Annotated in this window: 34 protein-coding genes and 1 tRNA gene; 25 read left to right on the plus strand and 10 right to left on the minus strand. The window is 67.9% G+C overall.

Annotated elements, in window-relative coordinates; all coding sequences use genetic code 11:
- Positions 1-2: 2 nt before the first annotated feature.
- The gene (locus ACODT0_RS21415) at positions 3-1070 is read right to left on the minus strand and encodes a GntG family PLP-dependent aldolase (RefSeq protein WP_489042222.1); all 1068 of its coding nucleotides are present in this window, start codon (positions 1068-1070) and stop codon (positions 3-5) included.
- 70 nt (positions 1071-1140) lie between these two features.
- Here ACODT0_RS21415 and ACODT0_RS21420 point away from each other — a divergent pair, with 70 nt between their 5' ends.
- Positions 1141-2073, plus strand: coding sequence for a LysR substrate-binding domain-containing protein (locus ACODT0_RS21420; protein ID WP_489042223.1), 933 nt, complete (start codon positions 1141-1143; stop codon positions 2071-2073).
- A gap of 9 nt (positions 2074-2082) precedes the next feature.
- On the opposite strand, the gene ACODT0_RS21425 is transcribed toward ACODT0_RS21420, so the two are convergent.
- A complete protein-coding gene (locus tag ACODT0_RS21425) occupies positions 2083-3027 on the minus strand; it encodes a GlxA family transcriptional regulator (RefSeq protein WP_489042224.1) in 945 nt (314 codons plus the stop codon).
- 190 nt (positions 3028-3217) lie between these two features.
- On the opposite strand from ACODT0_RS21425, the gene ACODT0_RS21430 reads away from it, so the two are divergent.
- From ACODT0_RS21430 to ACODT0_RS21455, 6 genes are all read left to right on the plus strand, one after another.
- Positions 3218-4021 (plus strand): SDR family NAD(P)-dependent oxidoreductase, encoded by an 804-nt coding sequence (locus ACODT0_RS21430; protein ID WP_489042225.1) that lies wholly within the window; start codon positions 3218-3220, stop codon positions 4019-4021.
- A 30-nt stretch (positions 4022-4051) separates the two neighbouring features.
- On the plus strand, positions 4052-4447 hold the full coding sequence (locus ACODT0_RS21435; RefSeq protein ID WP_489042226.1) for a tautomerase family protein: 396 nt from the start codon (positions 4052-4054) through the stop codon (positions 4445-4447).
- A 74-nt stretch (positions 4448-4521) separates the two neighbouring features.
- Complete coding sequence (locus tag ACODT0_RS21440; RefSeq protein WP_057593137.1) at positions 4522-5487, plus strand: LysR substrate-binding domain-containing protein; 966 nt, start codon at positions 4522-4524, stop codon at positions 5485-5487.
- Positions 5488-5645: 158 nt separating this feature from the next.
- Positions 5646-6227, plus strand: coding sequence for a Dps family protein (locus tag ACODT0_RS21445; RefSeq protein WP_057593138.1), 582 nt, complete (start codon positions 5646-5648; stop codon positions 6225-6227).
- A complete protein-coding gene (ubiA, locus tag ACODT0_RS21450; protein WP_489042227.1) occupies positions 6224-7123 on the plus strand; it encodes a 4-hydroxybenzoate octaprenyltransferase in 900 nt (299 codons plus the stop codon). The genes ACODT0_RS21445 and ubiA overlap by 4 nt, the downstream gene beginning before the upstream one ends.
- 25 nt (positions 7124-7148) lie before the next feature.
- Positions 7149-7664: a MaoC/PaaZ C-terminal domain-containing protein gene (locus tag ACODT0_RS21455; protein WP_479671058.1), complete on the plus strand. Its 516-nt coding sequence runs from the start codon at positions 7149-7151 to the stop codon at positions 7662-7664.
- Positions 7665-7670: 6 nt separating this feature from the next.
- Here the strand turns inward: ACODT0_RS21455 and proC are convergent, their stop codons facing one another.
- Together proC and ACODT0_RS21465 are read right to left on the minus strand one after the other, a co-directional pair.
- The gene (gene proC, locus ACODT0_RS21460; RefSeq protein WP_489042228.1) at positions 7671-8528 is read right to left on the minus strand and encodes a pyrroline-5-carboxylate reductase; all 858 of its coding nucleotides are present in this window, start codon (positions 8526-8528) and stop codon (positions 7671-7673) included.
- Positions 8525-9709 carry an esterase-like activity of phytase family protein gene (locus ACODT0_RS21465; protein ID WP_489042229.1) on the minus strand — a complete coding sequence of 395 codons (1185 nt, stop codon included), beginning with the start codon at positions 9707-9709 and terminating at the stop codon, positions 8525-8527. Before ACODT0_RS21465 ends, proC begins: the two co-directional genes overlap by 4 nt.
- 225 nt (positions 9710-9934) lie before the next feature.
- Here ACODT0_RS21465 and rplN point away from each other — a divergent pair, with 225 nt between their 5' ends.
- The 18 genes from rplN (at position 9935) to ACODT0_RS21555 (ending at position 18862) form a co-directional block, all read left to right on the plus strand.
- Positions 9935-10303 carry a 50S ribosomal protein L14 gene (rplN, locus tag ACODT0_RS21470; protein WP_057593143.1) on the plus strand — a complete coding sequence of 123 codons (369 nt, stop codon included), beginning with the start codon at positions 9935-9937 and terminating at the stop codon, positions 10301-10303.
- A 13-nt stretch (positions 10304-10316) separates the two neighbouring features.
- The gene (rplX, locus tag ACODT0_RS21475; protein ID WP_057593144.1) at positions 10317-10649 is read left to right on the plus strand and encodes a 50S ribosomal protein L24; all 333 of its coding nucleotides are present in this window, start codon (positions 10317-10319) and stop codon (positions 10647-10649) included.
- 11 nt (positions 10650-10660) lie between these two features.
- Complete coding sequence (gene rplE, locus ACODT0_RS21480) at positions 10661-11200, plus strand: 50S ribosomal protein L5 (protein WP_057593145.1); 540 nt, start codon at positions 10661-10663, stop codon at positions 11198-11200.
- Between the two features lie 8 nt (positions 11201-11208).
- Complete coding sequence (rpsN, locus tag ACODT0_RS21485; RefSeq protein ID WP_057593146.1) at positions 11209-11514, plus strand: 30S ribosomal protein S14; 306 nt, start codon at positions 11209-11211, stop codon at positions 11512-11514.
- A 20-nt stretch (positions 11515-11534) separates the two neighbouring features.
- On the plus strand, positions 11535-11930 hold the full coding sequence (gene rpsH, locus ACODT0_RS21490) for a 30S ribosomal protein S8 (RefSeq protein ID WP_057593147.1): 396 nt from the start codon (positions 11535-11537) through the stop codon (positions 11928-11930).
- A gap of 24 nt (positions 11931-11954) precedes the next feature.
- Entirely contained in the window at positions 11955-12488 is a 534-nt protein-coding gene (gene rplF / locus ACODT0_RS21495; protein WP_057593148.1) for a 50S ribosomal protein L6, read from the plus strand.
- A gap of 14 nt (positions 12489-12502) precedes the next feature.
- Entirely contained in the window at positions 12503-12868 is a 366-nt protein-coding gene (rplR, locus tag ACODT0_RS21500) for a 50S ribosomal protein L18 (RefSeq protein WP_057593190.1), read from the plus strand.
- Positions 12869-12886: 18 nt separating this feature from the next.
- Positions 12887-13405, plus strand: coding sequence for a 30S ribosomal protein S5 (rpsE, locus tag ACODT0_RS21505; protein WP_057593149.1), 519 nt, complete (start codon positions 12887-12889; stop codon positions 13403-13405).
- Between the two features lie 35 nt (positions 13406-13440).
- On the plus strand, positions 13441-13626 hold the full coding sequence (gene rpmD / locus ACODT0_RS21510; protein WP_057593150.1) for a 50S ribosomal protein L30: 186 nt from the start codon (positions 13441-13443) through the stop codon (positions 13624-13626).
- Between the two features lie 11 nt (positions 13627-13637).
- Positions 13638-14069 (plus strand): 50S ribosomal protein L15, encoded by a 432-nt coding sequence (rplO, locus tag ACODT0_RS21515; protein ID WP_057593151.1) that lies wholly within the window; start codon positions 13638-13640, stop codon positions 14067-14069.
- A gap of 32 nt (positions 14070-14101) precedes the next feature.
- Positions 14102-15415, plus strand: coding sequence for a preprotein translocase subunit SecY (gene secY, locus ACODT0_RS21520; protein WP_057593152.1), 1314 nt, complete (start codon positions 14102-14104; stop codon positions 15413-15415).
- A gap of 51 nt (positions 15416-15466) precedes the next feature.
- A complete protein-coding gene (gene rpmJ / locus ACODT0_RS21525) occupies positions 15467-15580 on the plus strand; it encodes a 50S ribosomal protein L36 (RefSeq protein ID WP_038201958.1) in 114 nt (37 codons plus the stop codon).
- Between the two features lie 23 nt (positions 15581-15603).
- The gene (gene rpsM / locus ACODT0_RS21530; RefSeq protein WP_013544105.1) at positions 15604-15969 is read left to right on the plus strand and encodes a 30S ribosomal protein S13; all 366 of its coding nucleotides are present in this window, start codon (positions 15604-15606) and stop codon (positions 15967-15969) included.
- A 13-nt stretch (positions 15970-15982) separates the two neighbouring features.
- Positions 15983-16387 carry a 30S ribosomal protein S11 gene (gene rpsK / locus ACODT0_RS21535; protein ID WP_009124825.1) on the plus strand — a complete coding sequence of 135 codons (405 nt, stop codon included), beginning with the start codon at positions 15983-15985 and terminating at the stop codon, positions 16385-16387.
- 130 nt (positions 16388-16517) lie between these two features.
- Positions 16518-17141: a 30S ribosomal protein S4 gene (gene rpsD, locus ACODT0_RS21540; RefSeq protein WP_057593153.1), complete on the plus strand. Its 624-nt coding sequence runs from the start codon at positions 16518-16520 to the stop codon at positions 17139-17141.
- A 145-nt stretch (positions 17142-17286) separates the two neighbouring features.
- A complete protein-coding gene (locus ACODT0_RS21545; RefSeq protein WP_057593154.1) occupies positions 17287-18276 on the plus strand; it encodes a DNA-directed RNA polymerase subunit alpha in 990 nt (329 codons plus the stop codon).
- A gap of 86 nt (positions 18277-18362) precedes the next feature.
- Positions 18363-18764: a 50S ribosomal protein L17 gene (gene rplQ / locus ACODT0_RS21550; protein WP_057593155.1), complete on the plus strand. Its 402-nt coding sequence runs from the start codon at positions 18363-18365 to the stop codon at positions 18762-18764.
- A gap of 21 nt (positions 18765-18785) precedes the next feature.
- Positions 18786-18862: transfer RNA gene (locus ACODT0_RS21555), tRNA-Met, on the plus strand.
- 145 nt (positions 18863-19007) lie between these two features.
- Here ACODT0_RS21555 and ACODT0_RS21560 read toward each other — a convergent pair.
- Genes ACODT0_RS21560 through ACODT0_RS21585 form a run of 6 tightly spaced genes read right to left on the minus strand, consistent with a single transcriptional unit; the run spans position 19008 to position 25939 of the window.
- Positions 19008-19406, minus strand: coding sequence for a RidA family protein (locus tag ACODT0_RS21560; RefSeq protein ID WP_057593191.1), 399 nt, complete (start codon positions 19404-19406; stop codon positions 19008-19010).
- Positions 19400-21052 carry an AMP-binding protein gene (locus ACODT0_RS21565; RefSeq protein WP_057593156.1) on the minus strand — a complete coding sequence of 551 codons (1653 nt, stop codon included), beginning with the start codon at positions 21050-21052 and terminating at the stop codon, positions 19400-19402. Before ACODT0_RS21565 ends, ACODT0_RS21560 begins: the two co-directional genes overlap by 7 nt.
- Positions 21049-22239: an acyl-CoA dehydrogenase family protein gene (locus tag ACODT0_RS21570; protein ID WP_489042230.1), complete on the minus strand. Its 1191-nt coding sequence runs from the start codon at positions 22237-22239 to the stop codon at positions 21049-21051. The genes ACODT0_RS21565 and ACODT0_RS21570 overlap by 4 nt, the downstream gene beginning before the upstream one ends.
- 4 nt (positions 22240-22243) lie before the next feature.
- Complete coding sequence (locus ACODT0_RS21575; RefSeq protein WP_057593158.1) at positions 22244-23098, minus strand: enoyl-CoA hydratase family protein; 855 nt, start codon at positions 23096-23098, stop codon at positions 22244-22246.
- Positions 23095-23574, minus strand: a complete 480-nt coding sequence (locus ACODT0_RS21580) for a MarR family winged helix-turn-helix transcriptional regulator (RefSeq protein ID WP_057593159.1) — start codon at positions 23572-23574, stop codon at positions 23095-23097. The genes ACODT0_RS21575 and ACODT0_RS21580 overlap by 4 nt, the downstream gene beginning before the upstream one ends.
- Before the next feature lie 16 nt (positions 23575-23590).
- Positions 23591-25939: a bifunctional salicylyl-CoA 5-hydroxylase/oxidoreductase gene (locus ACODT0_RS21585; RefSeq protein WP_489042231.1), complete on the minus strand. Its 2349-nt coding sequence runs from the start codon at positions 25937-25939 to the stop codon at positions 23591-23593.
- Positions 25940-26117: the final 178 nt, after the last annotated feature.

A 26117-nucleotide genomic window follows, 5' to 3' on the forward strand; every position in this document is an offset into this window, starting at 1 on the left:
GCTCAGCCGAGCAGGGCGTCGGCGGCGCGGCGGAAGCCGGCGATGGCGGCGTCGACGGCGGCGGTGTCGATGTGGCGATGCGTCACGAGGCGCAGCCGGTGGCTGCCCCAGGCGCGCACCAGCACGCCGTGTTCGCGCAGCGCGCGGGTCCAGGCCGCGCTGTCGGGGCCGCTCGCGGGCAGGTCGGCGAGCACGATGTTGGTGGCGGGCGTGTTGGTGCGCAGCGCGCCGGGCCGGAGGCCGCCCAGGCCCTCGGCCAGCCGCCGCGCCTGGCGGTGGTCGTCGGCGAGCCGGTCGGCCATGGTCTCGATGGCCTCGAGCCCGGCCGCCGCGACCACGCCGACCTGGCGCTGCGTGCCGCCGAGCATCTTGCGCAGCCGCCGCGCGCGTTCGATCGTCGCCGCGGTGCCGACCAGCACCGCGCCGGCCGGCGCGCTCAGGCCCTTCGAGAGGCAGACGGACACGCTGTCGGCGAAGCGCGCGATGGCGGCGGGCGCCACCTCGAGCGCGACCGCCGCGTTGAACAGCCGCGCGCCGTCGAGGTGCACGCGCGCGCCCGCGCCCCGCGCGGCCTCCAGCACCGCGCGCATGTGCTCGAGCGGCGGCACGGCGCCGCCCGCGTTCGCGTGCGAGGTCTCCATGCCGACGAGTTCGGTGCGCAGGCCGCCGGGGCGGCGCAGCGTGCGCTCGAGTTCGTCGAGGTCCATCGCGCCGGCCGTGCCCGCGATGCCGAGGTAGGCCAGGCCCGCGAGCGTGGCGCCGCCGCGCTCGGTCAGGAACATGTGGGCCGTGGCCTCGAGCAGCACCTGGCCCTGGCGCTCGGTCTGCGCGAGCACGGCCAGCAGGTTGCCCATGGTGGCCGTGGGCACGTAGAGGCCGGCCTCCTTGTCGAGCGTGCGCGCCACCAGCGCCTCGAGTTCGCGCGCGGTCGGGTCGCCGTCGAGGCCGTCGTCGCCCAGCGGCGCGCTGCGCATGCGCTCGTACATCGCGGGCGTGGGCCGCGTCACGGTGTCGCTGCGCAGGTCCACGCCGGGAGGATCGGAGGGTGCGGTCGCGTCGGTGCCAGTCATGGCGGCGAGTATTCGCGCGCCGCCCGGATACGCAAAATTCCTTGTAGAGGGTGCGTCATACAATTTTGATATGACGACCCGCCGCATGACGCTCAAGCACATCGAGGCCTTCCGCATCGTCATGCAGACGGGCTCGATGACCGAGGCCGCGCGCCGGCTCCACACCTCGCAGCCCCAGGTCAGCCGGCTGGTGTCGCAGCTCGAGGGCATCGTCGGCTTCCTGCTGTTCGAGCGCCGCGGCACGCGCCTCCTGCCCTCGCTCGACGGCAAGCGCTTCTTCCAGGACGTGGAGAAGGCCTTCGTCGGGCTCGAGGGCCTGGAGGGCGCGGCCTCGAACATCCGCTCCTTCGGCGGCGACCGGCTCGCGGTGGCCGCCATGCCGCGGATCGCGGGCGGGCTGCTGAGCAAGGCCGTCGCGCAGTTCAAGGCCGAGCATCCCGAGACCCTGCTCACCATCCACTCGGGCGCGGCCGCCACCGTCAACACCTGGGTCAGCTCGGGCCTGTGCGAGCTCGGCCTGGCCATCCTCTACGGCGACGACGTGCCGGGCATGCAGGTCCAGACCCTGCTGACCATGGACTGCGTGGCCGTGCTGCCGATCGGGCACCGGCTCGCGAAGCGCAAGCAGGTCGCGGCGGTCGACCTCGAGGGCGAGGCCTTCGTCTCGTTCCCGCTCGGCAGCGCGCCGCGCGAACGCATCGACCGCGTGCTGGCGGCCGCCGGCGCCCGCACGCGCACGGTGCTGGAGTCGGACCTCGGTGCCTCGGTCTGCGCGCTGGTCGCCGCGGGCCTGGGCGTCAGCGTGCTCAATCCGCTGGCGGCGCTCGAGGAGCGGCGCAACCTCGAACTCGCGGTGCGCGCCTTCGTGCCCGCGATCCCGGTGCGGCTCGCGCTGCTGCTGCCGCCCGATGCGCCGGATTCGCGGCTGGTGAGCGCCTTCGCGGAGCAGGTGCGCGCGGTGATCGCGTCGGACCTCGAGGTGATCCGGCCGTACCGGCGCTGAAGCCGCCGGCTACACCAGCTCGGCGTTGGCCGAGATGCGCTGGATCGCCTGCGGCGGTTGCCCGAAGGCGCGCAGGAACGCCTGCCGCATGCGCTCGCGGTCGCCGAACCCGGTCTCGCGCGCGATCACCTCGATCGGGTGGCGGCTGGTTTCCATCATCAGGCGCGCGGCCTCCACGCGCAGCCGCTCGATCGCCTTGGCCGGCGGCTGGCCGGTCTCCTCGCGGAACACGCGGCTGAACTGGCGCGGGCTCAGGTGCGCCGCGTTGGCCAGCACCTCCACCGAGAGGTCGGCGGCGAGGTTCTCCCTGGCATAGGCCAGGGCCGTCTGCACGCGGTCGGACTTGGCATCGAGCTCGAGCAGGGTCGAGAACTGCGACTGGCCGCCGCCCCGGCGCTGGTAGATGACCAGCTTGCGCGCGATCGTCAGCGCCAGCTTGCGGCCGAGGTCCTTCTCGATCACCGCGAGCGCGAGGTCGAGGCCCGCGCTCATGCCGGCCGAGGTCCAGACCGGCCCGTCGATGACGAAGATCCGGTCCTCCTCCATCCGCACGCGCGGAAAGCGCTCCCTGAAGGCGCGCGCATGCAGCCAGTGGGTGGTCGCCCTCCGGCCGTCGAGCAGCCCGGCCTCGGCCAGCACGAAGGCGCCGGTGCAGATCGAGGCCATGCGGCGCGAGCGCGCGGCCGAGGCCCGGACGCGCTCGATCAGGCTGCGCGGCGGCAGGCGGCATTCGTTGTCGCCCGCCACGATCAGGGTGTCGAACACGCGCTCGCCCCAGGGCTCGGTCTGCACCGCGAAGCCCTGCGACGAGGCCACCGCGCCGCCGGGTTCGGACACCACCGCGAAGTCGTAGGCGGCCGCGCCGTGCATCAGGTTGGCGTATTCGAAGGCCGTGGCCACCGCCAGGGCCAGGGACTGGAAGCCGGGGTAGACGAGCAATCCGACGCTGTGCATTTCGCGCTCCTCGAGTGACCTGAAAACTTGCATGTCGTGCAAGCGCGCCATTCTGCGGCGCTTCGCGCGGTGCTGCCGGGCCGTGTCCTAAAACCTTGCATCTATGACATTGAGGAAATCCGGTGCGATTTCTACGATGACTTCCAGGCGCCGGCAGCCCGCCGGCCCGCTCTCTTCCAAGGTGAATTCCATGACCTCTTCCACGACCTCCCCAGGCACCGCGCTGATCACGGGCGCTTCCACCGGCATCGGTGCCGTCTACGCCGACCGCCTGGCCCGGCGCGGCCACGACCTGATCCTGGTGGCCCGCAACGGCGAGCGGCTGCGCGCGCTGGCGGACGAACTGCGCGCCGCCACCGGCCGCCAAATCACGACCCTCGTCGCCGACCTGACCGACCCGGCGGCGCGCTCGCGCGTCGAGGAAGTGCTGCGCACCGACGAGTCCCTCACGATGCTGGTCAACAACGCCGGCATCGGCTCGGTCGCGTCCATCCTCGCGGACGATGCCGACACCATGGAGCACATGATCGCGCTCAACGTCACGGCGCTCACGCGCCTGAGCTACGCCGTGGCGCCCGCGTTCGTGCGGCGCAAGGCCGGCACGATCGTCAACATCGCCTCGGTGGTCGGCGTCGCGGTCGAGATGCTCAATGGGGTCTACAGCGCGTCGAAGTCCTATGTGATCGGCTTCGGCCACACGCTGCAGCGCGACCTGGGCGACAAGGGCGTGCGCATCCAGACCGTGATGCCGGGCGCCACGGCCACCGAGTTCTGGGACGTCGCGGGCTATGCGCCGCAGAAGGAATCGGCCAGCACCATGTCGGCCGCGGACCTGGTGGACGCCGCGCTGGCGGGCCTCGACGCGGGCGAGCGCGTGACCATCCCGGGCCTGCACGAGGGCGAGCGGTGGACGCAGTGGGAGGCCGATCGCCGCGCGCTGGCGCCGAAGTTCGCCAACGCCGTCCCGGCGGCGCGCTATGGTCTGGCGCGCTGAGTCCTCTTTTGTTCTTTCCAGGAGCCCCGCATGCCGTACCTCCAGCTGGACGTCAACGACCACTACCCGAGCGAGCTCAAGCAGCGCCTGGCCGAGCGCATGAGCCGCACCTACGCCGAGATGATGTCGGTGGACATCCGCCGCATCAGCGTCGCGGTGCGCGAGCTCGGCGAGGGCGGGCTCTGGCGCATTCCCGACCCGGAAGGCCCGCCGGTGCCGGTCTCGCTGATGATGCTGGACATCCGCCAGGGCCGCCCGCCCGAGCTGCGCATGGCGCTCGCCAAGGCGCTGTGCGCCCACTGCATCGAGCTGCTGGGCCTGCGCGAGGACCGGCTCAACGTCGAGTTCACGCAGCACACGGGCGACGAGATGTACCACCCCACGCTCGGCGGCTACAGCCCGGACTGGACGCCCGGGGAGGCCTGACGCGCGCCGCTTTGGCGGCGCCCGACCCCTGACGGCGAGCGGTCACGGTGCCTTGCGCATAATTGACGCAAGCTATGACCCTCACCGAACTCAAATACATCGTTGCCGTGGCCAGGGAGCGCCATTTCGGCAAGGCGGCCGAAGCCTGCTACGTGTCCCAGCCCACGCTCTCGGTGGCCATCAAGAAGCTCGAGGACGAACTCGAAGTCAAGCTCTTCGAGCGCAGCGCCGGCGAAGTCACGGTCACGCCGCTCGGCGAGCAGATCGTGCAGCAGGCCCAGAGCGTGCTCGACCAGGCGGCCAGCATCAAGGAGATCGCCAAGCGCGGCAAGGACCCGCTGGCCGGGCCGCTGAACCTCGGCGTGATCTACACCATCGGGCCCTACCTGCTGCCCGACCTCGTGCGCCAGGTGATCTCGCGCACGCCGCAGATGCCGTTGGTGCTGCAGGAGAACTTCACCGTCAAGCTGCTCGAGATGCTGCGCGCCGGCGAGATCGACTGCGCGATCATGGCCGAGCCCTTTCCCGACACCGGCCTCGCGATGGCGCCGCTGTACGACGAGCCCTTCGTGGCGGCGCTGCCGGTCAAGCACAAGTTCGCCGACCGCGAGTCGATCACCTCCGAAGAACTGCAGAGCGAGACCATGCTGCTGCTGGGCACGGGCCACTGCTTTCGCGACCACGTGCTCGAGGTCTGCCCCGAGTTCGCGCGCTTCTCGAGCAATGCCGAGGGCATCCGCAAGAGCTTCGAGGGCTCGTCGCTCGAGACCATCAAGCACATGGTGGCCTCGGGCATGGGCGTGACGCTGGTGCCGCGGCTGTCGGTGCCGGCCGAGGCGCTCAAGCCCAGGGGCAAGGGCCGCAAGGAATCGGAGCAGATGGTGCGCTACCTGCCGGTGCGCGATGCGCAGGACCGCGATCCGCCCACGCGCCGCGTGGTGCTCGCATGGCGGCGCACCTTCACGCGCTACGAGGCGATCGCGGCGCTGCGCAACGCGATCTATGCCTGCGAGCTGCCGGGCGTGAAGCGGCTCTCCTGAGCTGGATGTGGCGCGGGAGCAGGCGAATTCGCGACCTCGGCCTACGCCGCCGCAAGCTTGGAATCTCGAACGCTGCGATAGAGTGACGCTGTTGCGAAGCCGCGCGCCGGCTTCGAGAATTCCGGTGTCACTCCCAACTTGAAGAAAGATCTTTTGCCATGGCCAAAGCTCCCAAGAAAACCAAGCCCTCTCCCGCTTCCTCCGCCGGCAAGGTGCCCAAGAAGGGCGGCGCGGTGGTCGCGCAGGAGTCCGGCAGCCGCAATGCGCCGATCATCAACATCGGCATCGAGCGCCAGGACCGCGCGGCCATCGCCGAAGGCCTGAGCCGCGTGCTCGCCGACACCTACACGCTCTACCTCACCACCCACAACTTCCACTGGAACGTGACGGGTCCGCACTTCAACTCGCTGCACGCGATGTTCATGGCGCAGTACACCGAGCTGTGGAACTCGACCGACGTGATCGCCGAGCGCATCCGCGCGCTGGGCCACTACGCGCCGGGCTCGTATGCCGAGTTCAGCAAGATCGCCACCGTGCCCGACGTGCCGCAGGACCCGCCCAAGGCGATGGAGATGGTGCGCATCCTCGTGAAGGGCCACGAGACCGTGTCGCGCATCGCGCGCGAATTCATCCCCGTGGCCGAGGAAGCCGGCGACGATCCGACGGCCGACATGCTGACCGCGCGCTGCACGGTGCACGACCAGACCGCCTGGATGCTGCGTTCGCTGCTCGAGGATTGAACCCCGGCACCGCTCCCCACGGCCTCACGCCCGCGCCACGCCGCGGGCGTTTTGCCGTGTACCTCGACCTGATCCGCTGGAACCGTCCCGCGGGCTGGCTGCTGCTGCTGTGGCCCAGCCTCGGCGCGCTCTGGTTCGCGGCCGACGGCTGGCCGGGCTGGCACCTGGTCGCGGTGTTCGTGCTCGGCACGATCCTCATGCGCAGCGCGGGCTGCTGCGTCAACGACGTGGCCGACCGCGACTTCGACCGCCACGTGAAGCGCACCGCGCAGCGGCCCGTGACCAGCGGCGAGATCTCGGTGCGCGAGGCGCTGCTGCTCGGCGCGGTGCTCGCGCTGGTGGCCTTCGGCCTGGTGCTCACGACCAACCGGGTCACGGTGTACTGGTCGTTCGCCGCGCTCGCGGTCACGCTGGTCTATCCCTATGCGAAGCGCTTCGTGTCGATCCCGCAGGCGGTGCTCGGCATCGCGTTCAGCTTCGGCATTCCGATGGCCTTCGCGGCCGTGCAGGCCACGGTGCCGTCCTTCGCGTGGTGGCTGCTGGCGGGCAACCTGTTCTGGGTGCTGGCCTACGACACCGAGTACGCGATGGTCGACCGCGACGACGATCTCAAGATCGGCATGAAGACCTCGGCCATCACCTTCGGCCGCTTCGACGTGGCTGCGGTGATGGCGAGCTATGCGGTCTTTCTCGCCGTGTGGACCTGGGCCGGCGCGAGCCGCGGGCTCGGCGTCGCGTTCTACCTCGCGATCGCGATCGCGGCGGGGCAGGCGGCCTGGCACTGGCGGCTGATCCGCGATCGCACGCGCGAAGGCTGCTTCCAGGCCTTCCGGCTCAACCACTGGCTGGGCTTCGCGGTCTTCGCCGGCGTGGTGGCCGGCTACGGCCTGCGCTGATCCGCGGCCCCGGAAACGAGACCGCATGCAGCCCGCGCCCGACACCCAGGCCACGCTGGCGCAGCTGCGCGCCCGGATCGGCCGGGAGGCCCATTCGGAGTGGCACCGCATCACGCAGGACATGGTGGCGCGCTATGCCGAACTCTCGGGCGACGGCGAGGGCGAGTGGATCCATCTCGATCCGGAGCGCGCCGCGCGCGAGGCCGGCTACGGCGGCGCCATCGTGCAGGGCTTCTTCCAGGTCTCGCACCTGATCAAGCTCAGCGGCGAGGCGATGCGCAGCCTGCTGCCCTTCGACACCAACCATGCGCTGAACTACGGCTTCGACCGCCTGCGCTTCGTGCGGCCGATGCCGGTGGGCGCGCGCTTCCGGGCGCGCGTGCGCATCGCGGAGGTCACGCCCAAGCCCGGCGACAGCTTCCTGCTGAAGGAAGCGCTGCAGCTCGAGCTGGAGGACGGCACCGTCACGCTGGCGGCCGACTGGCTGTTCTTCCTCGGCCCGCGCGCGCTGGCGGGCACCTTCGACGCGCCGCCGGCCTGACGGCTCTCAGCCGCGGCCGAATTCCTCGCCGAGCTCGGCCGCGCGCTTCTGCGCCGCGCGAATCGCGGTCTTGAACTGGCCCTTGACGTCGGCCTGCTGCAGCGCGCTGATCGCCGCGTAGGTGGTGCCGCCCTTGGAAGTCACGCGCTCGCGCAGCACCGCGGGCGGCTCGTGCGCGCTGTCGGCCAGCGCCGAGGCGCCGGTGAAGGTGCCGATCGCCAGCCGCTGCGCCTGCTCGGGCGCGAGGCCCATCTCGATGCCGGCCTCGGTCATGGCCTCGATGAAATAGAACACGTAGGCCGGGCCCGAGCCCGACATCGCGGTCACGGCGTCGAGCGCGGGCTCCTGGTCGACCCAGATCAGCTCGCCGGTGGGCGCCAGCAGCTGGCCGACCAGCGCGCGGTCGGCGCCGTCGGCACCGGGGCGCGCGAACAGCCCGGTCATGCCCTGGCCGACCAGCGCCGGCGTGTTCGGCATGGCGCGCACCACGCGCTCGGTGCCCAGCCAGCGGGCGATGCTGTCGGACGGGATGCCCGCGGCCACGCTCAGGTGCAGCGCGTTCCCGGCGAAGGCGCGCACCGGGCGCGTGGCCTCGGCGAAGGTCTGAGGCTTGACCGCCCAGACCACCACCGCGCAGCGCGCGAGCGCCTCGCTGGCGGCCGGCTGGGCCGCGATGCCGAAGGTGTTGGACAGCCGGGCGCGCGCCTCCTCGAAGGGTTCGACCACCTCGAACGAGGCGGCCGGCGTGCCTTGCTGGATCAGCCCGCCGATGATGGCGCTGGCCATGTTGCCGCCGCCGATGAAGGCGACGGGCGGCAGCGGCGCGGGGGCGTTGCGGGGCAGGACGGTGGCGGCGATGGTCATGGTCGGTCGATGAATTCGAAGGCGGCGAACTGCGTGATCTGCAGCGGGTTGAAATTGTCGTCGCTGACGATCATCAGCGTCCGCCCGCCACCGGGCAGCGGCGGGCCCCAGCACATGCCCTCGCTGTTGTCGAGGCGCGAGAGGCCGTTGTCGGCCCCGAGCCGGGAGAAATCGGCGACCAGGGTCTTGGCGACCGGGCGGTGGTTGCCCGGCGTCAGCGCCTCCAGGCCCAGCACGTCGCCGCTGCCGCGGGTGTCTATTTCATAGAGGCGCAGCGAGTTCCCGGTGCCGGCCGCGTAGGCGCGCTCGAGCACCAGCATGCGGTGCGCGTCGATCATCAGCACCTCGCTCACGCCGTTGTCGGCATAGGTGCCCGGCAGCAGCGGACGCAGGGGGATCGCGTCGGGCACGTAGGCGATCTGGCCGGTCGCCCGGCCGCTGGCCAGGTCGATGCGCGTGAAGCGGCAGGGGCCGCCGGTGGCGTCGATCGTGGGCACGGGGCCGTCCTGGATCAGCGCGTTCTCCATCGCCAGCCAGGCCGTGCGGCCGTCGGGCGTGAGCGCGAGGCCCTCGAAGGCGAGGTTGTCGCGCGGGCCGCGGCGCTGGGTCGGGTCGGGGCGGAACATGGCGGGTAGTTCGAACTCGCGCAGGAAGCGGCCATCGCGCGCCGATTCGTAGAGCGCGGGCCCGAAGCCGCGCGCGAGGTCGCCCTCGCTGCTCCACAGCACGGTGCCGGTGTCGGGCCGCAGGCGCAGCGATTCGGGGTCGGGCACCGGCAGGCCGGCGATGGCCTGGCGGCGCGAAGGCCAGGGGCCTCCGCCCGGGCGTTGCAGTTCGACGACACCGGTGGCTTCGGGCGCGGCGCTCCAGGGCGCGGGCCAGCGCGCCATATAGAAGCGCACGGGTGCCAGATCCGACCGGTCGTCGCTCAGCAGCAGGTACTCACCTGTGCGGGCGTCGAAGTCGATGCCCGAGAGTCCGCCCGCCGGCGTGCCGCCGATGGAGAGCCGGTGCGGCCAGCGCGCTTCCGCGAGGCGGCGCAGCCGGCCGGAGGCGGGCATGGCTGCCGGGCTGCCGCAGCCGGCCGTGCCCAGCGCCAGGGCGCCGGCCGCCCCCGCGAGGCCGCCCAGCACGAGGCGGCGGGTGGTCGAGAAGGAGGGGGTGGAGGCTGGAGGGCGCACGGGGCCCGAGTCTAGTGTCTTGGCGGGTGGCCCGAAGAAGGCAGTTGACATCGACGCAGCCGGGTGCCACAATCGCGGGCTTCGCTTCAAAAAGGCGAAGATTTCAGCCCAAACGGGAAGCGCTTCGAGTGGTTCGAGGCGCGGACGGCGGGCCCAAGACTGACCGATGCGAGACACGCGAATCCCTCCGGGCCGCGCATTGGTACAAGTTGGGAATATCAAGAAATGATCCAAACTGAATCCCGGCTCGAAGTGGCCGACAACACAGGCGCGAAGTCCGTCCTGTGTATCAAGGTGCTCGGTGGCTCCAAGCGGCGTTATGCCAGCGTGGGCGACGTCATCAAGGTCAGCGTCAAGGAAGCCGCTCCGCGTGGTCGCGTCAAGAAGGGCGAGATCTACAGCGCCGTGGTCGTGCGCACCGCCAAGGGCATCCGCCGCGGCGACGGCTCGCTCGTCAAGTTCGACGGCAATGCCGCCGTGCTGCTCAACGCCAAGCTGGAGCCGATCGGCACCCGCATCTTCGGACCGGTGACGCGCGAACTGCGCACCGAGAAGTTCATGAAGATCGTGTCGCTGGCCCCCGAAGTTCTCTGAGGACAACAACGCCATGAACAAGATTCGCAAAGGCGACCAGGTCATCGTGTTGGCCGGCCGCGACAAGGGCAAGCGTGGCGTCGTCACGCTGCGCAAGGACGACTCGCACGTGCTCGTCGAAGGCATCAACCTCGTCAAGAAGCACACCAAGCCGAACCCGCTCAAGGGCACGACCGGTGGCATCGTCGAGAAGGCCATGCCGATTCACCAATCCAACGTGGCGATCTTCAATGCCGCGACCGGCAAGGCCGATCGCGTGGGCATCAAGGTGAGCCAGGATGCCGAAGGCAAGCGCGTCGCAGTGCGTGTCTTCAAGTCCAGCGGCGAAGAAATCAAGATCGCCTAAGAGGTACTCAGATGGCACGTCTCCAACAACACTATCGCGAAAAGATCGCGAAAGACCTGACCGAGAAGTTCGGCTACACCTCGCCGATGCAGGTCCCCCGCCTCACCAAGATCACGCTCAACATGGGCGTGGGTGAAGCCGTCGCCGACAAGAAGGTCCTCGACAACGCCGTCGCCGACCTGACCAAGATCGCCGGCCAGAAGCCCGTGGTCACCAAGTCGAAGAAGGCCATCGCCGGTTTCAAGATCCGCGAGAACCAGCCCATCGGCTGCATGGTCACGCTGCGCGGCGTGCACATGTACGAATTCCTGGACCGCTTCGTCACCGTGGCCCTGCCCCGCGTGCGCGACTTCCGCGGTATCTCGGGTCGTGCATTCGACGGTCGTGGCAACTACAACATCGGCGTGAAAGAGCAGATCATCTTCCCCGAGATCGAGTACGACAAGGTCGACGCCCTGCGTGGTCTGAACATCAGCATCACGACGACGGCCAAGACCGATGAAGAAGCCAAGGCGCTGCTCGCCGGCTTCCGTTTCCCGTTCAAGAACTGAGGTGATCCGTGGCTAAAGCATCTTTGATCCAGCGCGAACTCAAGCGCGACAAGCTGGTTGCCAAGTTCGCCGCCAAGCACGCCGAACTGAAGGCCGCCTCGAACGACCTCAAGAAGACCGAAGAAGAGCGCGCAGCCGCCCGCCTGGCACTGCAAAAGCTCCCGCGCAACGCGAACCCCACGCGTCAACGCAACCGTTGCGAAATCACCGGTCGTCCGCGCGGCACCTTCCGTCAATTCGGTCTGGCCCGCGCCAAGATCCGCGAACTGGCATTCAACGGTGACATCCCCGGTGTCATCAAGGCCAGCTGGTAAGCCAGGCAGGAGCAAACAACATGAGCATGAGTGATCCCATTGCCGACCTGCTGACGCGTATCCGCAACGCGCAGATGGTGGCGAAGCCCACCGTGTCGGTCCCGTCTTCCAAGGTGAAGATCGCGATCGCACAAGTCCTGAAGGACGAGGGCTACATCGACGGCTTCCAGGTCAAGACCGAAGCCGGCAAGAGCGAGCTCGAGATTTCGCTGAAGTACTACGCCGGTCGTCCGGTGATCGAGCGCATCGAACGCGTGAGCCGCCCCGGCCTGCGCGTCTACAAGGCCAGCTCGGCCATTCCGCAAGTCCAGAACGGCCTCGGCGTTGCGATCGTCACGACCCCCCAGGGCGTGATGACCGACCGCAAGGCGCGCGCCTCCGGTGTCGGTGGCGAAGTGCTGTGCTACGTCGCCTGACCGAGACATCGAGGAGAAACTGAAATGTCCCGAGTAGGAAAATCGCCGGTCGCCATCCCCCAAGGCGTGGATGTGCAGATCAAGGAAGACCAGATCAGCGTCAAGGGCACGGGCGGTTCGCTCAGCCTCGCGCGCAACGCGCTGGTCAACGTCGTCAGCAAGGACGGCAAGCTGAACTTCGAGCCCGCCAACGATTCGCGCGAAGCGAATGCGATGAGCGGCACGATCCGCCAGCTGGTGAACAACATGGTGGTCGGTGTGACCAAGGGCTTCGAGAAGAAGCTCAACCTGATCGGCGTGGGCTACAAGGCCGCCGCCCAGGGTTCCAAGCTGAATCTGCAAGTCGGTTACTCGCACCCGGTCAACATCGATATGCCGCAAGGCATCACGGTGGCCACCGCGACCCCGACCGAAATCGTGATCAAGGGTGCCGACCGCCAGCGCGTCGGCCAAGTGGCCGCTGAGATCCGTGCCGTTCGTCCGCCCGAGCCCTACAAGGGCAAGGGTATCCGTTATGCGGACGAGAAGATCGTGATCAAAGAGACCAAGAAGAAGTAAGGGGCAGCAAAATGATGTTGACCAAAAAAGCACAGCGTCTCCGCCGTTCGCGCCAGACCCGCATCCGCATCGCGACGCAGGGCGTGGCTCGCCTGACGGTGAACCGCACCAACCTGCACATCTACGCGACCGTCATCTCCGGCGACGGCTCGAAGGTGCTGGCCACGGCCTCCACCGCCGAAGCCGAAGTGCGCACCGCGCTCGGCGGCTCGGGCAAGGGCGGCAACACCGCTGCGGCCACGGCCATCGGCAAGCGCATCGCCGAAAAGGCGAAGGCTGCCGGCGTCGAGAAGGTTGCCTTCGACCGCGCAGGTTTCGCGTACCACGGCCGCGTCAAGGCGCTGGCCGATGCGGCCCGCGAAGCCGGCCTGCAGTTCTAACCGGACACGAGATTCAAAATGGCAAAGATTCAGGCAAGAACGCAGAACGAAGGCCCCGAGGACGGTCTGCGCGAGAAGATGATCGCGATCAACCGCGTCACCAAGGTGGTGAAGGGTGGTCGTATCCTCGGTTTCGCGGCGCTGACCGTGGTCGGTGACGGCGATGGCCGCGTCGGCATGGGCAAGGGCAAGTCGAAGGAAGTGCCCGCCGCCGTGCAGAAGGCGATGGAAGAAGCCCGTCGCAACCTGTTCAAGGCGCCGATCAAGAACGGCACGCTGCATCACCAGGTGCAGGGCCACCACGGTGCCTCGACGGTCGTGATGTACCCGGCTCCCAAGGGTACCGGCATCATCGCCGGCGGCCCGATGCGCGCCGTGTTCGAAGTCATGGGCATCACCGACATCGTGGCCAAGAGCCATGGTTCGTCGAATCCCTACAACATGGTTCGTGCCACGCTCGACGGGTTGAAGAACTCGACGACCGCGTCCGAAGTGGCTGCCAAGCGCGGCCTCACCGTCGAAGAACTCTTCGCCTGAGCGCGAGCTCTTGCAAGGCTGAAGGAAGCATTCAAATGACGACGCAACAACAAACCCTGAAGGTGCAACTGGTCAAGAGCCCGATCGGCACCAAGCAATCGCACCGGGACACCGTTCGTGGCCTGGGTCTGCGCAAGCTCAACAGCGTGAGCGAGCTGCAGGACACCCCCGCGGTGCGCGGCATGATCAACAAGATCAGTTATCTGGTCAAAGTTCTGTAAGAGAGACTGACATGGAACTCAATGGCATCAAGCCGGCGGATGGCGCCAAGCACGCCAAGCGCCGTGTCGGCCGCGGTATCGGTTCCGGCCTGGGCAAGACCTCGGGTCGCGGCCACAAGGGTCAGAAGTCGCGCGCAGGCGGTTTCCACAAGGTCGGCTTCGAAGGCGGTCAAATGCCGCTGCAGCGCCGCCTGCCGAAGCGTGGCTTCAAGTCGCAATCGCTCAAGTTCAACGCCGAAGTCACGCTGGCCGCTCTCGAGCAGCTCGGCCTGGCCGAAGTGGACGTGCTCGCCCTGAAGCAAGCCGGCCTCGTGGGCCAGCTCGCCAAGGTGGTGAAGGTCATCAAGACCGGTGAACTCACCAAGGCCGTCAAGCTGACGGGCGTCGGTGCCACCGCTGGTGCCAAGGCCGCGATCGAAGCGGCCGGCGGCAGCGTCGCCTGATCGACAGACCTTCGGACTGAAAGAAGCTCCTCGTGGCAACTAACGCGGCAACGATCGCAAAGACGGGCAAGTTCGGCGACCTGCGTCGCCGGCTGGTCTTCTTGCTGCTCGCGCTCGTGGTCTACCGGATCGGCGCGCACATTCCCGTGCCCGGCATCAACCCCGACCAGCTCGCGGCGTTGTTCCAGGGGCAGCAGGGCGGCATCCTGAGCCTGTTCAACATGTTCTCGGGTGGCGCGCTGTCGCGTTTCACGGTGTTTGCGCTGGGGATCATGCCGTACATCTCGGCGTCGATCATCATGCAGCTGATGACCTACGTGCTTCCGAGCTTCGAGCAATTGAAGAAGGAAGGCGAGGCGGGCCGTCGCAAGATCACGCAGTACACCCGCTACGGTGCACTGGGTCTGGCGCTGTTCCAGTCGTTCAGCATCGCGGTGGCGCTTGAGTCGTCGGCCGGCCTGGTGATCTCGCCCGGCTTCGGCTTCCGCATCACCGCCATGGTGAGCCTGACGGCCGGTTCGATGTTCCTGATGTGGCTCGGCGAGCAGATCACCGAACGCGGCCTGGGCAACGGCATCTCGATCCTGATCTTCGCGGGTATCGCGGCCGGCCTGCCGAACGCCATCGGCGGTCTGCTGGAGCTGGTGCGTACCGGCGCCATGAACGTGATCATCGCGCTGTTCATCGTCGCGGTGGTGGTGCTGGTCACCTACTTCGTGGTGTTCGTCGAACGCGGCCAGCGCAAGATCCTCGTGAACTATGCGCGGCGCCAGGTCGGCAACAAGGTGTATGGCGGTCAGTCGTCGCACCTGCCGCTGAAGCTGAACATGGCCGGCGTGATTCCGCCGATCTTCGCGTCCTCGATCATTCTGCTGCCGGCGACGGTGGTGGGCTGGTTCAGCACCGGCGAAGGCGGGTTCCGCTGGATCAAGGACGTGGCGAGCGCATTGCGCCCGGGCGAGCCGATCTACGTGCTGCTGTACGCCGCCGCGATCGTGTTCTTCTGCTTCTTCTATACGGCCCTCGTGTTCAACAGCCGCGAGACCGCCGACAACCTGAAGAAGAGCGGTGCGTTCATTCCGGGCATCCGCCCGGGTGATCAGACGGCGCGCTACATCGACAAGATCCTGGTTCGCCTGACGTTGGCCGGCGCGGTGTACATCACCTTCGTCTGCCTGCTGCCCGAGTTCCTGATCCTGAAGTACAACGTTCCGTTCTACTTCGGCGGTACCTCCCTGTTGATCATCGTGGTCGTCACGATGGACTTCATGGCCCAGGTGCAGAACTACATGATGTCCCAGCAGTACGAGTCGCTGCTGAAGAAGGCCAATTTCAAGACTTCGTAAGGCACAGGGCACCGTCCCCCCGCCGGTTGAACAGAGATTTAGGAGAGTGAAATGAGAGTTTCGGCTTCGGTCAAAACCATCTGCCGTAATTGCAAGATCATCCGCCGCAAGGGTGTGGTGCGCGTGATCTGTACCGACCCGCGCCACAAGCAGCGCCAGGGTTGATCAAAGAGTATTAGAGGACGCACATGGCACGTATTGCTGGCATCAACATTCCGCCGCACAAGCACGCTGAGATCGGCCTGACCGCCATCTTCGGTATCGGTCGCACCCGCGCCCGTCAGATCTGCGAAGCGAGCGGCATCGAATATTCGAAGAAGATCAAGGATCTGACCGACGCCGATCTCGAGAAGATCCGCGACCAGATCGCCTTGTTCACGATCGAAGGCGACCTGCGCCGCGAGACGACGATGAACATCAAGCGCTTGATGGACATCGGCTGCTACCGCGGCTTCCGTCATCGTCGCGGCCTGCCGATGCGCGGCCAGCGCACGCGCACCAATGCCCGCACCCGCAAGGGTCCGCGCAAGGCAGCGCAGTCCCTGAAGAAGTAAGGATTGAAACAGCATGGCTAAAGCTCCTGCCAACAACGCCGCACAGCGCGTTCGCAAGAAGGTTCGCAAGAACGTTGCGGACGGCATCGCCCACGTGCACGCCTCGTTCAACAACACCATCATCACGATCACCGATCGCCAGGGCAACGCCCTGTCGTGGGCTTCGTCGGGTGGCCAGGGCTTCAAGGGCTCGCGCAAGTCGACCCCGTTCGCCGCGCAGGTCGCTTCGGAAGTGGCCGGCCGTGCTGCTGTCGAACAAGGCATCAAGAACCTCGACGTCGAGATCAAGGGCCCCGGCCCCGGTCGCGAATCGTCGGTGCGCGCACTGGCTGCGCTCGGCATCCGGATCAATTCCATTGCCGACGTGACGCCCGTTCCGCACAACGGCTGCCGCCCCCAGAAGCGTCGTCGCATCTGAGCGTCAGCCCCCTCAGGCGCAGCCGTTTCAAAGCGGCTGCGCATTTGTTTTTTAACTAAGCCCACCGCCATCGGCACTCTGTTGTCGATGGCTCCCGCAGGCGACTGCGGCAGCAAACAAAGGAAAAGACGTGGCACGCTACCTCGGCCCCAAGGCCAAACTCTCCCGCCGCGAAGGCACCGACCTGTTCCTGAAGAGCGCCCGCCGCTCGATCCAGGACAAGGCCAAGTTCGACTCCAAGCCCGGCCAGCATGGCCGCACCTCGGGTCAGCGCACCTCGGACTACGGTCTGCAGCTGCGTGAGAAGCAGAAGGTCAAGCGCATGTACGGCGTGCTCGAGAAGCAGTTCCGCCGCTACTTCGAAGAAGCCGATCGCCGCCGTGGCAACACCGGCGCCAACCTGCTGTTCCTGCTCGAGTCGCGCCTGGACAACGTCGTCTACCGCATGGGCTTCGGCTCGACCCGCGCCGAAGCGCGCCAGCTCGTGTCGCACAAGGCCATCACGGTGAACGGCCAGTCGGTCAACATCCCGTCGTACCTGGTGAAGACCGGCGACGTGATCGCCGTGCGCGAGAAGTCGAAGAAGCAGAACCGCGTCGTCGAAGCGCTGCAACTCGCCCAGCAAGTCGGTATCCCTGGCTGGGTCGACGTGAATGCCGACAAGGCCGAAGGCACCTTCAAGAAGGTCCCGGATCGCGACGAGTTCGCCGCGGACATCAACGAATCGCTGATCGTCGAACTGTATTCGCGTTGATTTCCACTCCCGCACCGCGCAAGCGGCGGCGGGAGTCCTGTTTTTGTTGTTCCCGTTCCTGGTTCGTGCCGCATGCGCGCTGCGGGCCAGGCGCTTCACCAGCCTTACCGGTGTAACGAGCCGGGGGTATTGAGAGGAAGTCTGCATGCAAACCACCCTGCTGAAACCCAAGACCATCCAGGTCGAGCAACTCGCGGCCAACAAGGCCAAGGTGACGCTCGAGCCTTTCGAGCGCGGCTACGGCCACACGCTCGGCAACGCGCTGCGTCGCGTGCTGCTGTCGTCCATGGTCGGTTATTCGGCCACCGAAGTCACGATCGCCGGCGTTCTGCACGAGTACTCGTCGATCGATGGCGTGCAGGAAGACGTCGTCAACATCCTGCTGAACCTCAAGGGCGTGGTGTTCAAGCTCCACAACCGCGATGAAGTCACGCTGAGCCTGCGCAAGGACGGCGAAGGCGCGGTCCTGGCATCGGACATCCAGACCCCGCACGACGTCGAGATCATCAATCCCGACCACGTGATCGCCCACCTGTCGCAAGGCGGCAAGCTCGACATGCAGATCAAGGTCGAGAAGGGCCGCGGCTACGTGCCCGGCACGATGCGCCGCTATGCGGACGAGCCGACCAAGTCGATCGGCCGCATCGTTCTCGATGCTTCGTTCTCGCCCGTGAAGCGCGTGAGCTACACCGTCGAAAGCGCCCGCGTCGAACAGCGCACCGACCTCGACAAGCTGCTGGTCGAAATCGAGACCAACGGCGCGATCACCGCCGAAGACGCCGTGCGCGCCTCGGCCAAGATCCTGGTCGAGCAGCTCGCCGTGTTCGCGCAGCTCGAAGGCGGCGAACTGGCCGCGTTCGATGCCCCGGCACCGCGCAGCGCACAGCAGTTCGACCCGATCCTGCTGCGCCCGGTCGACGAGCTCGAGCTCACCGTGCGTTCGGCCAACTGCCTGAAGGCCGAAAACATCTACTACATCGGCGACCTGATCCAGCGTACCGAGAACGAGCTGCTCAAGACCCCGAACCTGGGTCGCAAGTCGCTCAACGAAATCAAGGAAGTGCTCGCCTCGCGCGGCCTGACCCTGGGTATGAAGCTCGAAAGCTGGCCGCCGGCCGGCCTCGACAAGCGTTGATTTTTTAACGGCCCTCTGAAAAGGGCCAGTGCACCGGGCAGTACCTGACACGGCTGCCCGTTCTTCAAAAAGCAAAGGAAAGCACCATGCGTCACGGACACGGACTCCGCAAACTCAACCGCACCAGCTCGCACCGCCTCGCGATGCTGCAGAACATGATGAACTCGCTCATCGAGCACGAAGTCATCAAGACCACGGTCCCCAAGGCCAAGGAACTGCGCCGCGTCATCGAGCCGATGATCACGCTCGCCAAGAAGCCCACCGTCGCCAACAAGCGCCTGGCCTTCGACCGCCTGCGCAGCCGCGACTCCGTCGTGAAGCTGTTCGGCGAACTGGGCCCGCGCTTCGCCGCGCGTCCCGGTGGCTACACCCGCATCCTCAAGATGGGTTTCCGCGTGGGCGACAACGCGCCGATGGCGCTGGTCGAACTCGTCGATCGCCCTGAAGTGAGCGAAGTTGCTGCCACCGAGCAGAACGCCGCGGAATAAGTGCTATAATTTATCTCTTGCCGCGCGATGGAGCAGCCTGGTAGCTCGTTGGGCTCATAACCCAAAGGTCGCAAGTTCAAATCTTGCTCGCGCAACCACATTGAGAAGGGTCTTTCGGAAACGAAAGACCCTTTTTCTTTTCCCGCTGCGGATTCGCAATCGCGTTGCAACAACGCAAAGCGCACGCCCAAAAGAAAAGCCCTCGCGAGAGGGCTTTGTCGTTGATGGGGCGAAATGCCTTCGTCAGTCCGGCACCACCGCCGTGACCTCGATCTCGATCTTCGCGCGCGGCTCCACCAGCGCCGCGACCTGCACGCAGGTCATCGCCGGGAAGTTGCGGCCCATCGCATCGCGGTACACCGGGCCGAGCTCGGCGAGCCGACTGCTGTACTCGTCGCGGTCGACCACGTACCAGGTCATGCGCACCATGTGCTCGGGGCCGGCACCGGCCTCGCGCAGTACCTCGACGATGTTGCGCAGCGCCAGGCCGCATTGGTCGATGAAGTCGTCCGACTCGAACTGCTGCTGGGCATTCCAGCCGATCTGTCCGCCGACGAACACCATGGTGCCGCGCGCCGCGACGCCATTCGCATAGCCCTTGGGGGGCAACCAGCCTGGAGGCTGCAAGAGTTTGATCATGATGTGGTGGACCTGTTGTCTTCGGTTTGTCTCAGTTTGAAGCGTTGCAGCTTGCCCGTTTCGGTGCGTGGCAGCACGGACACGAACTCGATCTCGCGCGGGTACTTGAACGGCGCGATCGTGGCCTTCACGTGGTCCTGCAGCGCCTTCACGAGGCCGGCATCGCCGGTCTGCCCGGGCTTCAGCACGCAGAAGGCCTTGACGATCATGCCGCGGTCGGCATCGGGCTTGCCGATCACGCCGCACTCGGCCACGGCCGGATGCTTGAGCAGCGCATCCTCGACCTCGGGGCCGCCGACGTTGTAGCCGGCGGTGATGATCATGTCGTCGGCGCGCGCCTGGTAGAAGAAATAGCCGTCGTCGTCCTGGACGAAGGAATCGCCCGGATAGTTCCAGCCGTTCTTCACGTAGTCGGCCTGCCGCGCGTCGTCGAGGTAGCGGCAGCCCACCGGTCCCTGCAGCGCCAGCTTGCCGACCGTGCCGCGCGGCACCTCGTTGCCCTCGGCATCGACCACCTTGGCGATGAAGCCCGGCACGGCCTTGCCGACGGCACCGCGGCGCACCTCGTCGCCCGCGGCCGAGATGTAGATGTGGAACACCTCGGTGCCGCCGATGCCGTCGAGCATCTCGAGGCCGGTGGCCTCCTTCCAGAGCTGGCGCGTGGCATCGGGCAGGGCTTCGCCCGCGCTCACGCTGATGCGCAGCGTGGGCGCGCCGTGCTGCTTCACGAACGGCGCCATCTGGCGGTAGAAGGTCGGGGCGGTGTAGCAGATGGTCGCGCCGACCTCGTTGATCAGCTTCACCAGGCCTTCGGGCGTGAAGGGCGCGTCGGGGAAGTAGATCGAGGCACCCGCGTACATCGGGAACACCAGCAGCCCGCCGAGCCCGAAGGTGAAGGCCAGCGGCGGCGAGCCCACCACCACGTCCTCGGGGCGCGCCCGCAGCACGTGGCGCGGCCAGGTCTCGCACATGGCGAGCACGTCGCGGTGCGTGGTCACGGGCGCCTTCGGCTTGCCCGTGGTGCCCGAGGTGAAGGCCAGGAGCGCGATGTCGTCGGCCGCCGTGGGGCAGGCCTCGAAGATGCCGCTCTTGGCGGCCGCGCGCGCGGACAGCGAATCGGGCGCGTCGGGCCGGTTGAAGGCGATGATGTCGGCGAGCACCGGGTGCGCCTGCTGCGCGGCCACCAGCTCGTCGAGCAGCCGGCCGTCGCACAGCGCGGCCACCGGCTGCGACTTTTCGATGATGTCGCCGAGCTCCTTGGCGCGCAGCAGCGGCATGGTCGCGACGGCGATCAGTCCGGCCTTCACCACCGCGAGCCAGGCCAGCGCCATCGCCACCGAGTTGCCGCCGCGCAGCAGCACGCGGTTGCCGGGCACCAGGCCCAGGTCCTCGGTCAGCACCTGCGCGATGCGGTTGACCTGGATGGCGGCCTGCGAATAGCTGAGCGTGCCTTGCGGCGAGCGCAGCAGCGGCCGGTCGCCGAAGCCCTTGGCGGGGGCCTTGTCGAGCAGTTCCTCGACCAGGTTGAGCTGGTCGGGCAGTTGCAGTTCGGGCCGGTCGTAGCGGAAGACCGGCAACTGCGCCGCCGGCGGCAGCCGGTCGTGCACGAAGCGGTCGACTTGGGCGGATGGAGCGGTCACGGTGTTCATCCCCGCAGTACGGATTTGCCGATGATCAGTTGCTGCACTTCCGTCGCGCCCTCGTAGATGCGTAGCGAACGGATGTCGCGGTAGAGGGCCTCGATCTTGGTGCCGACCTTGACGCCGAGGCCGCCATGCATCTGCAGCGCCATGTCGATGACGCGGCTGGCGTTCTCGGTCGCGGCCATCTTGGCCATCGCGGCCGCGGCCGACACGTCGCCCACCGGCGCGCCGCCGCGCTGCTCGGCCTCGTCGCGCATCCAGGCCGCGCGGTAGGTCAGCAGCGCCGCGCCGTCGATCAGCGCCGCCATCTCGCCGAGCCTGGCCTGAGTGAGCTGGAAGTCGGCCAGCGTCTGGCCGAACATGCGGCGGTTCTTCGCGTGCGAGATCGCCTCGGCCAGCGCGCGCCGGCCCATGCCGAGCGCGGCGCCGGCCACGGAGGCGCGGAAGATGTCGAGCGTGCGCATCGCGAGCTTGAAGCCGCCGTTGAGCTCGCCGAGCTGCGCGTCGCGCGGCACCACGCAGTCGTCGAAGCGCAGGGTGGCCAGCGGATGCGGCGCCATCACGTCGATGTGCTCGGAGGTGTCGAGGCCGGGCGTGGTCGCATCGACGATGAACACCGTGATGCCGCGCGTGCCGCCCGCGGGATCGGTCTTGGCGAACACGCAGTAGAAGTCGGCGATGCCGCCGTTGCTGATCCAGGTCTTGCTGCCGTGGAGGCGCCAGCCGTCGGCCGTGGGCTCGGCGCGCATGGCCATGGCGGCCACGTCGGAACCGGCCTCGGGCTCGCTCAGCGCGAAGGCCGCGATCTTCTCGCCCTTGCCGACCGCGCCGAGGTAGCGCGACTGCTGCCCGGGCGTGCCGGCGAGCGTGATCGCGCCGCTGCCCAGGCCCTGCATCGCGAAGGCGAAGTCGGCCAGCGGCGAGTGGTAGCCGAGGGTTTCGCGCAGCAGCACCAGTGCGCGCGAATCGAGGCGCTCGAGCGCGCCGCCGGCGCTGCCGGGCACCGCGTAGCGCAGCCAGCCGCCGTCGCCGAGGCGGCGCACCCATTCGCGGCAGGCCGCGCGGTCGTCGCGCTCGTCGACCTCCTGCGCGGCGCACCAGGGCAGCAGGTCGCTCGCGAGCGCGCGATGCGCCTCGTCGAAGAAGGGCAGCGCCAGGTGCGCGGTGGAAGGAGGAGCCGGGATCTTCGCCATGACCTCAGTCCCCGCCGAACACCGGCTTGCGCTTGGCCGCGAAGGCCTCGTAGGCACGGCGGAAGTCCTCGGTCTGCATGCAGATCGCCTGCGCCTGCGCCTCGGCCTCGATCGCCTGGTCGATGGTCATCGACCATTCCTGCGCCAGCATGGTCTTGGTCATGCCGTGCGCGAAGCTCGGGCCCTCGGCCAGCTCGCGCGCCATCTTGGTCGCGGCCTCGAGCAGCGCGTCGCTCTCGTGCAGCGCGTTGAAGAAGCCCCAGGCATGGCCTTCCTGCGCGGTCATCGCGCGGCCCGTGAACAGCAGCTCGGAAGCGCGGCCCTGGCCGATCACGCGCGGCAGCAGCGCGCAGGCGCCCATGTCCGCGCCGGCCAGGCCGACGCGCGTGAACAGGAAGGCGGTGCGCGTGGCGGGCGAGCCGTAGCGCAGGTCGCAGGCCAGCGCGATCATCGCGCCGGCGCCGGCGCACACGCCGTCGATCGCGCCGACGATCGGCTGCGGGCAGGCGCGGATCGCCTTCACCAGGTCGCCCGTCATGCGCGTGAACTCGAGCAGCTCGGGCATGCGCATGCCGGTCAGCGGACCGATGATCTCGTGCACGTCGCCGCCCGAGCAGAAGTTGCCGCCCGCGCCCGTGACCACGATCACCTTCACGTCGCTCGCGTAATTGAGCGCGCGGAACAGGTCGCGCAGCTCGGCGTACGAGTCGAAGGTCAGCGGGTTCTTGCGCTCGGGGCGGTTCAGCGTGATGGTGCCCACGCCGTTGTCGTAGTGCCAGGCGAAGTGCTTCGCGGCATAGGCCGCCTTCGCTTCGAATTGCGCGTGCATGGGATTGCCCGCGCCGATGTAGTGCTTCATTCGGCCTCCGCCAGTGTCTGGCTCTGTGAGTGTTGCTTGACCTTGCCGAGCAGCTTGTGCAGCTGCGCGATCTCCTTGCCCGTGAGGCCCGCGAAGGCCTCGACGATCCAGTCCTCGTGCTGCTGCGCCATCTCGTGGAACAGCTTGCGGCCGCGCGGCGTGAGCCGCACGCGCCAGGCGCGGCGGTCGCCCTCGACGTCGACGCGCTCGACCAGGCCCTCGGTCACGAGCTGGTCGGTGATGCCGGTCACGTTGCCGCCGGTCACCATCATCCGGCGCGACAGCTCGTTCATCTTCAGCCCCTCGGGCGAGCGCTCGAGCTGCGACATCAGGTCGAAGCGCGGCAGCGTGGTGGCGAATTGCGCGCGCAGCCCGTTGCGCACTTCCTTCTCGATCAGCTGCGTGCAGGTCAGCAGGCGCAGCCACAGCCGCAGCGCTTCGGGGTGTTCGGCGTGGGCGCGGGCTTCGAGGTCCATGGGGTGCCGCCGTCGTTCAGTGCGTCTCTTCGCTTTGCGCCGCGGCCATCGCTGCATTGGCGGCGGCCGCCATCTGCTGCTGCTTCGCGATCTCGCGGTACATCTGGTCGCGCCCGCTCAGGTACTGCTTCGGCCACTCGACGGCGCGGCTCTGCAGCTTGGCGGCCTCGTGCAGCGTCCAGGCCGGGTCGGCCAGGTGCGGCCGCGCGATCGCGCAGAGGTCGGCCCGGCCGGCGGCGATGATGCTGTTGGCCTGGTCGGCCTCGGTGATCGCGCCCACGGCGATGGTCGAGATGCCGACCTCGTTGCGGATGCGGTCGGCGAACGGCGTCTGGTACATGCGGCCGTAGACCGGCTTGGCGGCGCGCGTGGTCTGGCCCGAGGAGACGTCGATGAAGTCGGCGCCCGCGTCCTTGAAGAAGCGCGCGATCGCCACCGCGTCGGCATCGGTGTTGCCGCCGGGCGCCCAGTCGTGGGCCGAAATGCGCACGCTCATCGGCTTGTCCGCCGGCCAGGCGGCGCGCATCGCGCGGAACACCTCGAGCGGATAGCGGCAGCGGTTCTCGAGGCTGCCGCCGTACTCGTCCTCGCGCAGGTTGGTCAGCGGGCTGATGAAGGCCGACAGCAGGTAGCCGTGCGCGCAGTGCAGCTCGAGCCAGTCGAAGCCGGCCTCGGCCGTGCGGCGGGTCGAGGCCACGAACTGATCGCGCAGCGTGTCCATCTCGGCGCGCGTGATCGCGGCCGGCAGCTGGTTCTGTTCGCCGTAGGGCAGCGCGCTGGCGGCCAGCAGCGGCCAGTTGCCGCTGGGCAGCGGCTCGTCGGTGCCTTCCCAGCCCACCTGCGTCGAGCCCTTGGGGCCGCTGTGGCCGAGCTGCATCGCGATCTTCGCGCTCGACTGCGCGTGCACGAAGTCGACGATGCGCTTGAACGCGGCCTGCTGCTCGTCGTTGTAGAGGCCGGTGCAGCCGGGCGTGATGCGGCCTTCGGGCGTGGGGCTGGTCATCTCGACGAACACCATCGCCGCGCCGCCGAGCGCGCGCGCGCCCAGGTGCACCAGCAGGAAGTCCTGCGGCACGCCGTCGACCGCGCTGTAGGTCGCCATCGGCGAGACCAGGATGCGGTTCTTGAGCTCGAGCCCGCGCACCTTGAGCGGCATCAGCATGGGCGCGACGGCCTTGCCGCCGGCCAGCCACTGCTCGTAGCCGCCGAGCCACTTGGTGTCGCGCAGCCGCAGGTTCTCGTGGCTGATGCGCTGCGAGCGCGTGAGCAGCGAATAGGCGAACTGCTCGATCTCCATGCCGGTGTAGCGCGGCACGTTCTCGAACCATTCGGTGGAGTTGCGCGCGGCGTTCTGGATCTTGAGCACCTCGACGCTGCGGCGCGCCTCGTACTGCTCGAGCACCTGGTCGGTGCTGCCGCCGGCGGCGAATTCGTTGGCCAGGTCGATCGCGTCCTCGAGCGCGAGCTTGGTGCCCGAGCCGATCGAGAAGTGCGCCGTGTGCGCGGCATCGCCCATCAGCACCACGGGCACCGAGCGGCCGCCGACGTCGACGCGGTGCGTCCAGTGCTCGCACACCACGCGCGGGAAGCGGATCCAGTTGGCCGAGCCGCGCAGGTGCGTGGCGTTGCTGATCAGCGAGTGGCCGTCGAGGTACTTCGCGAACAGCTTCTCGCAGAAGGCGATCGCCTCGGGCTGCTCCATCCGGTCGAGGCCATGGGCCTGCCACACGGCCTCGGGCGTCTCGACGATGAAGGTCGAGGTGTCCTCGTCGAACTGGTAGGCGTGGGCCTGGAACCAGCCGTGCTCGGTCTGTTCGAAGGCGAAGGTGAAGGCGTCGAAGGTCTGGTGCGTGCCGAGCCAGACGAAGCGGCACTGGCGCAGGTCGATGTCGGGCTGGAACACGTCGGCATAGCGCTGGCGGATGCGGCTGTTGAGGCCGTCGCTCGCGATCACCAGGTCGGCCTCGTACTTCGCGGCCAGTGCCTGGTCGTCGGTCACGTCGGTCTCGAACACCAGCTCGACGCCGAGCGCGAGGCAGCGCTCCTGCAGGATGTTGAGCAGCCGCTTGCGGCCGATGCCGCAGAAGCCGTGGCCGCCCGAGCGCACCTGGCGGCCCTTGAAGAAGACCTGGATGTCGTCCCAGTGGTGGAAGTCGTCGCCGATCAGCGCGGCGGATTCGGGGTCGGCCGCGCGCAGGTTCGCGAGCGTCTGGTCGCTGAGCACCACGCCCCAGCCGAAGGTGTCGAAGGGCCGGTTGCGCTCCACCACCGTGATCTGGAGGGCCGGGTTGCGCGCCTTCATCAGCAGCGCGAAGTACAGGCCGGCGGGCCCGCCGCCGATGCACAGGATGCGTTGGAGGTCCATGGACGGGGCGTGGGCGATGCTGTTCATGGTTGAATAGTTTAGACATAAACAATCTGCTGTCAAACGGATTTACCCGCAGCACATCGGGCCCGTCCGCGCTGGCGCCGGCCGGTGTCCCCGCGACACGATCCGGGCCGCCGGATGCAACCGCATGCAAGAAGCTCGAAAAATCAATACC

The organism is Variovorax sp. FG153, from assembly GCF_057809595.1.

Bases quoted from the DNA above. Each gene is read 5' to 3' on its own strand.
- ACODT0_RS21435 (WP_489042226.1), top strand. From the start codon at position 4,052: ATGCCGTACCTCCAGCTGGACGTCAACGACCACTACCCGAGCGAGCTC.
- proC (WP_489042228.1), bottom strand. From the start codon at position 8,528: ATGACCATCGCCGCCACCGTCCTGCCCCGCAACGCCCCCGCGCCGCTG.
- ACODT0_RS21565 (WP_057593156.1), bottom strand. From the start codon at position 21,052: ATGAACACCGTGACCGCTCCATCCGCCCAAGTCGACCGCTTCGTGCAC.
- rplF (WP_057593148.1), top strand. From the start codon at position 11,955: ATGTCCCGAGTAGGAAAATCGCCGGTCGCCATCCCCCAAGGCGTGGAT.
- ACODT0_RS21415 (WP_489042222.1), bottom strand. From the start codon at position 1,070: ATGACTGGCACCGACGCGACCGCACCCTCCGATCCTCCCGGCGTGGAC.
- ACODT0_RS21420 (WP_489042223.1), top strand. From the start codon at position 1,141: ATGACGACCCGCCGCATGACGCTCAAGCACATCGAGGCCTTCCGCATC.
- rplN (WP_057593143.1), top strand. From the start codon at position 9,935: ATGATCCAAACTGAATCCCGGCTCGAAGTGGCCGACAACACAGGCGCG.
- ACODT0_RS21585 (WP_489042231.1), bottom strand. From the start codon at position 25,939: ATGGACCTCCAACGCATCCTGTGCATCGGCGGCGGGCCCGCCGGCCTG.
- ACODT0_RS21425 (WP_489042224.1), bottom strand. From the start codon at position 3,027: ATGCACAGCGTCGGATTGCTCGTCTACCCCGGCTTCCAGTCCCTGGCC.
- ACODT0_RS21570 (WP_489042230.1), bottom strand. From the start codon at position 22,239: ATGGCGAAGATCCCGGCTCCTCCTTCCACCGCGCACCTGGCGCTGCCC.
- ACODT0_RS21455 (WP_479671058.1), top strand. From the start codon at position 7,149: ATGCAGCCCGCGCCCGACACCCAGGCCACGCTGGCGCAGCTGCGCGCC.
- rpsK (WP_009124825.1), top strand. From the start codon at position 15,983: ATGGCTAAAGCTCCTGCCAACAACGCCGCACAGCGCGTTCGCAAGAAG.
- ACODT0_RS21430 (WP_489042225.1), top strand. From the start codon at position 3,218: ATGACCTCTTCCACGACCTCCCCAGGCACCGCGCTGATCACGGGCGCT.
- rplR (WP_057593190.1), top strand. From the start codon at position 12,503: ATGTTGACCAAAAAAGCACAGCGTCTCCGCCGTTCGCGCCAGACCCGC.
- ACODT0_RS21440 (WP_057593137.1), top strand. From the start codon at position 4,522: ATGACCCTCACCGAACTCAAATACATCGTTGCCGTGGCCAGGGAGCGC.
- rplE (WP_057593145.1), top strand. From the start codon at position 10,661: ATGGCACGTCTCCAACAACACTATCGCGAAAAGATCGCGAAAGACCTG.
- rpmJ (WP_038201958.1), top strand. From the start codon at position 15,467: ATGAGAGTTTCGGCTTCGGTCAAAACCATCTGCCGTAATTGCAAGATC.
- rplQ (WP_057593155.1), top strand. From the start codon at position 18,363: ATGCGTCACGGACACGGACTCCGCAAACTCAACCGCACCAGCTCGCAC.
- ACODT0_RS21580 (WP_057593159.1), bottom strand. From the start codon at position 23,574: ATGGACCTCGAAGCCCGCGCCCACGCCGAACACCCCGAAGCGCTGCGG.
- rpmD (WP_057593150.1), top strand. From the start codon at position 13,441: ATGACGACGCAACAACAAACCCTGAAGGTGCAACTGGTCAAGAGCCCG.
- rplO (WP_057593151.1), top strand. From the start codon at position 13,638: ATGGAACTCAATGGCATCAAGCCGGCGGATGGCGCCAAGCACGCCAAG.
- rplX (WP_057593144.1), top strand. From the start codon at position 10,317: ATGAACAAGATTCGCAAAGGCGACCAGGTCATCGTGTTGGCCGGCCGC.
- rpsE (WP_057593149.1), top strand. From the start codon at position 12,887: ATGGCAAAGATTCAGGCAAGAACGCAGAACGAAGGCCCCGAGGACGGT.
- rpsM (WP_013544105.1), top strand. From the start codon at position 15,604: ATGGCACGTATTGCTGGCATCAACATTCCGCCGCACAAGCACGCTGAG.
- ACODT0_RS21445 (WP_057593138.1), top strand. From the start codon at position 5,646: ATGGCCAAAGCTCCCAAGAAAACCAAGCCCTCTCCCGCTTCCTCCGCC.
- ACODT0_RS21545 (WP_057593154.1), top strand. From the start codon at position 17,287: ATGCAAACCACCCTGCTGAAACCCAAGACCATCCAGGTCGAGCAACTC.
- rpsH (WP_057593147.1), top strand. From the start codon at position 11,535: ATGAGCATGAGTGATCCCATTGCCGACCTGCTGACGCGTATCCGCAAC.
- ACODT0_RS21575 (WP_057593158.1), bottom strand. From the start codon at position 23,098: ATGAAGCACTACATCGGCGCGGGCAATCCCATGCACGCGCAATTCGAA.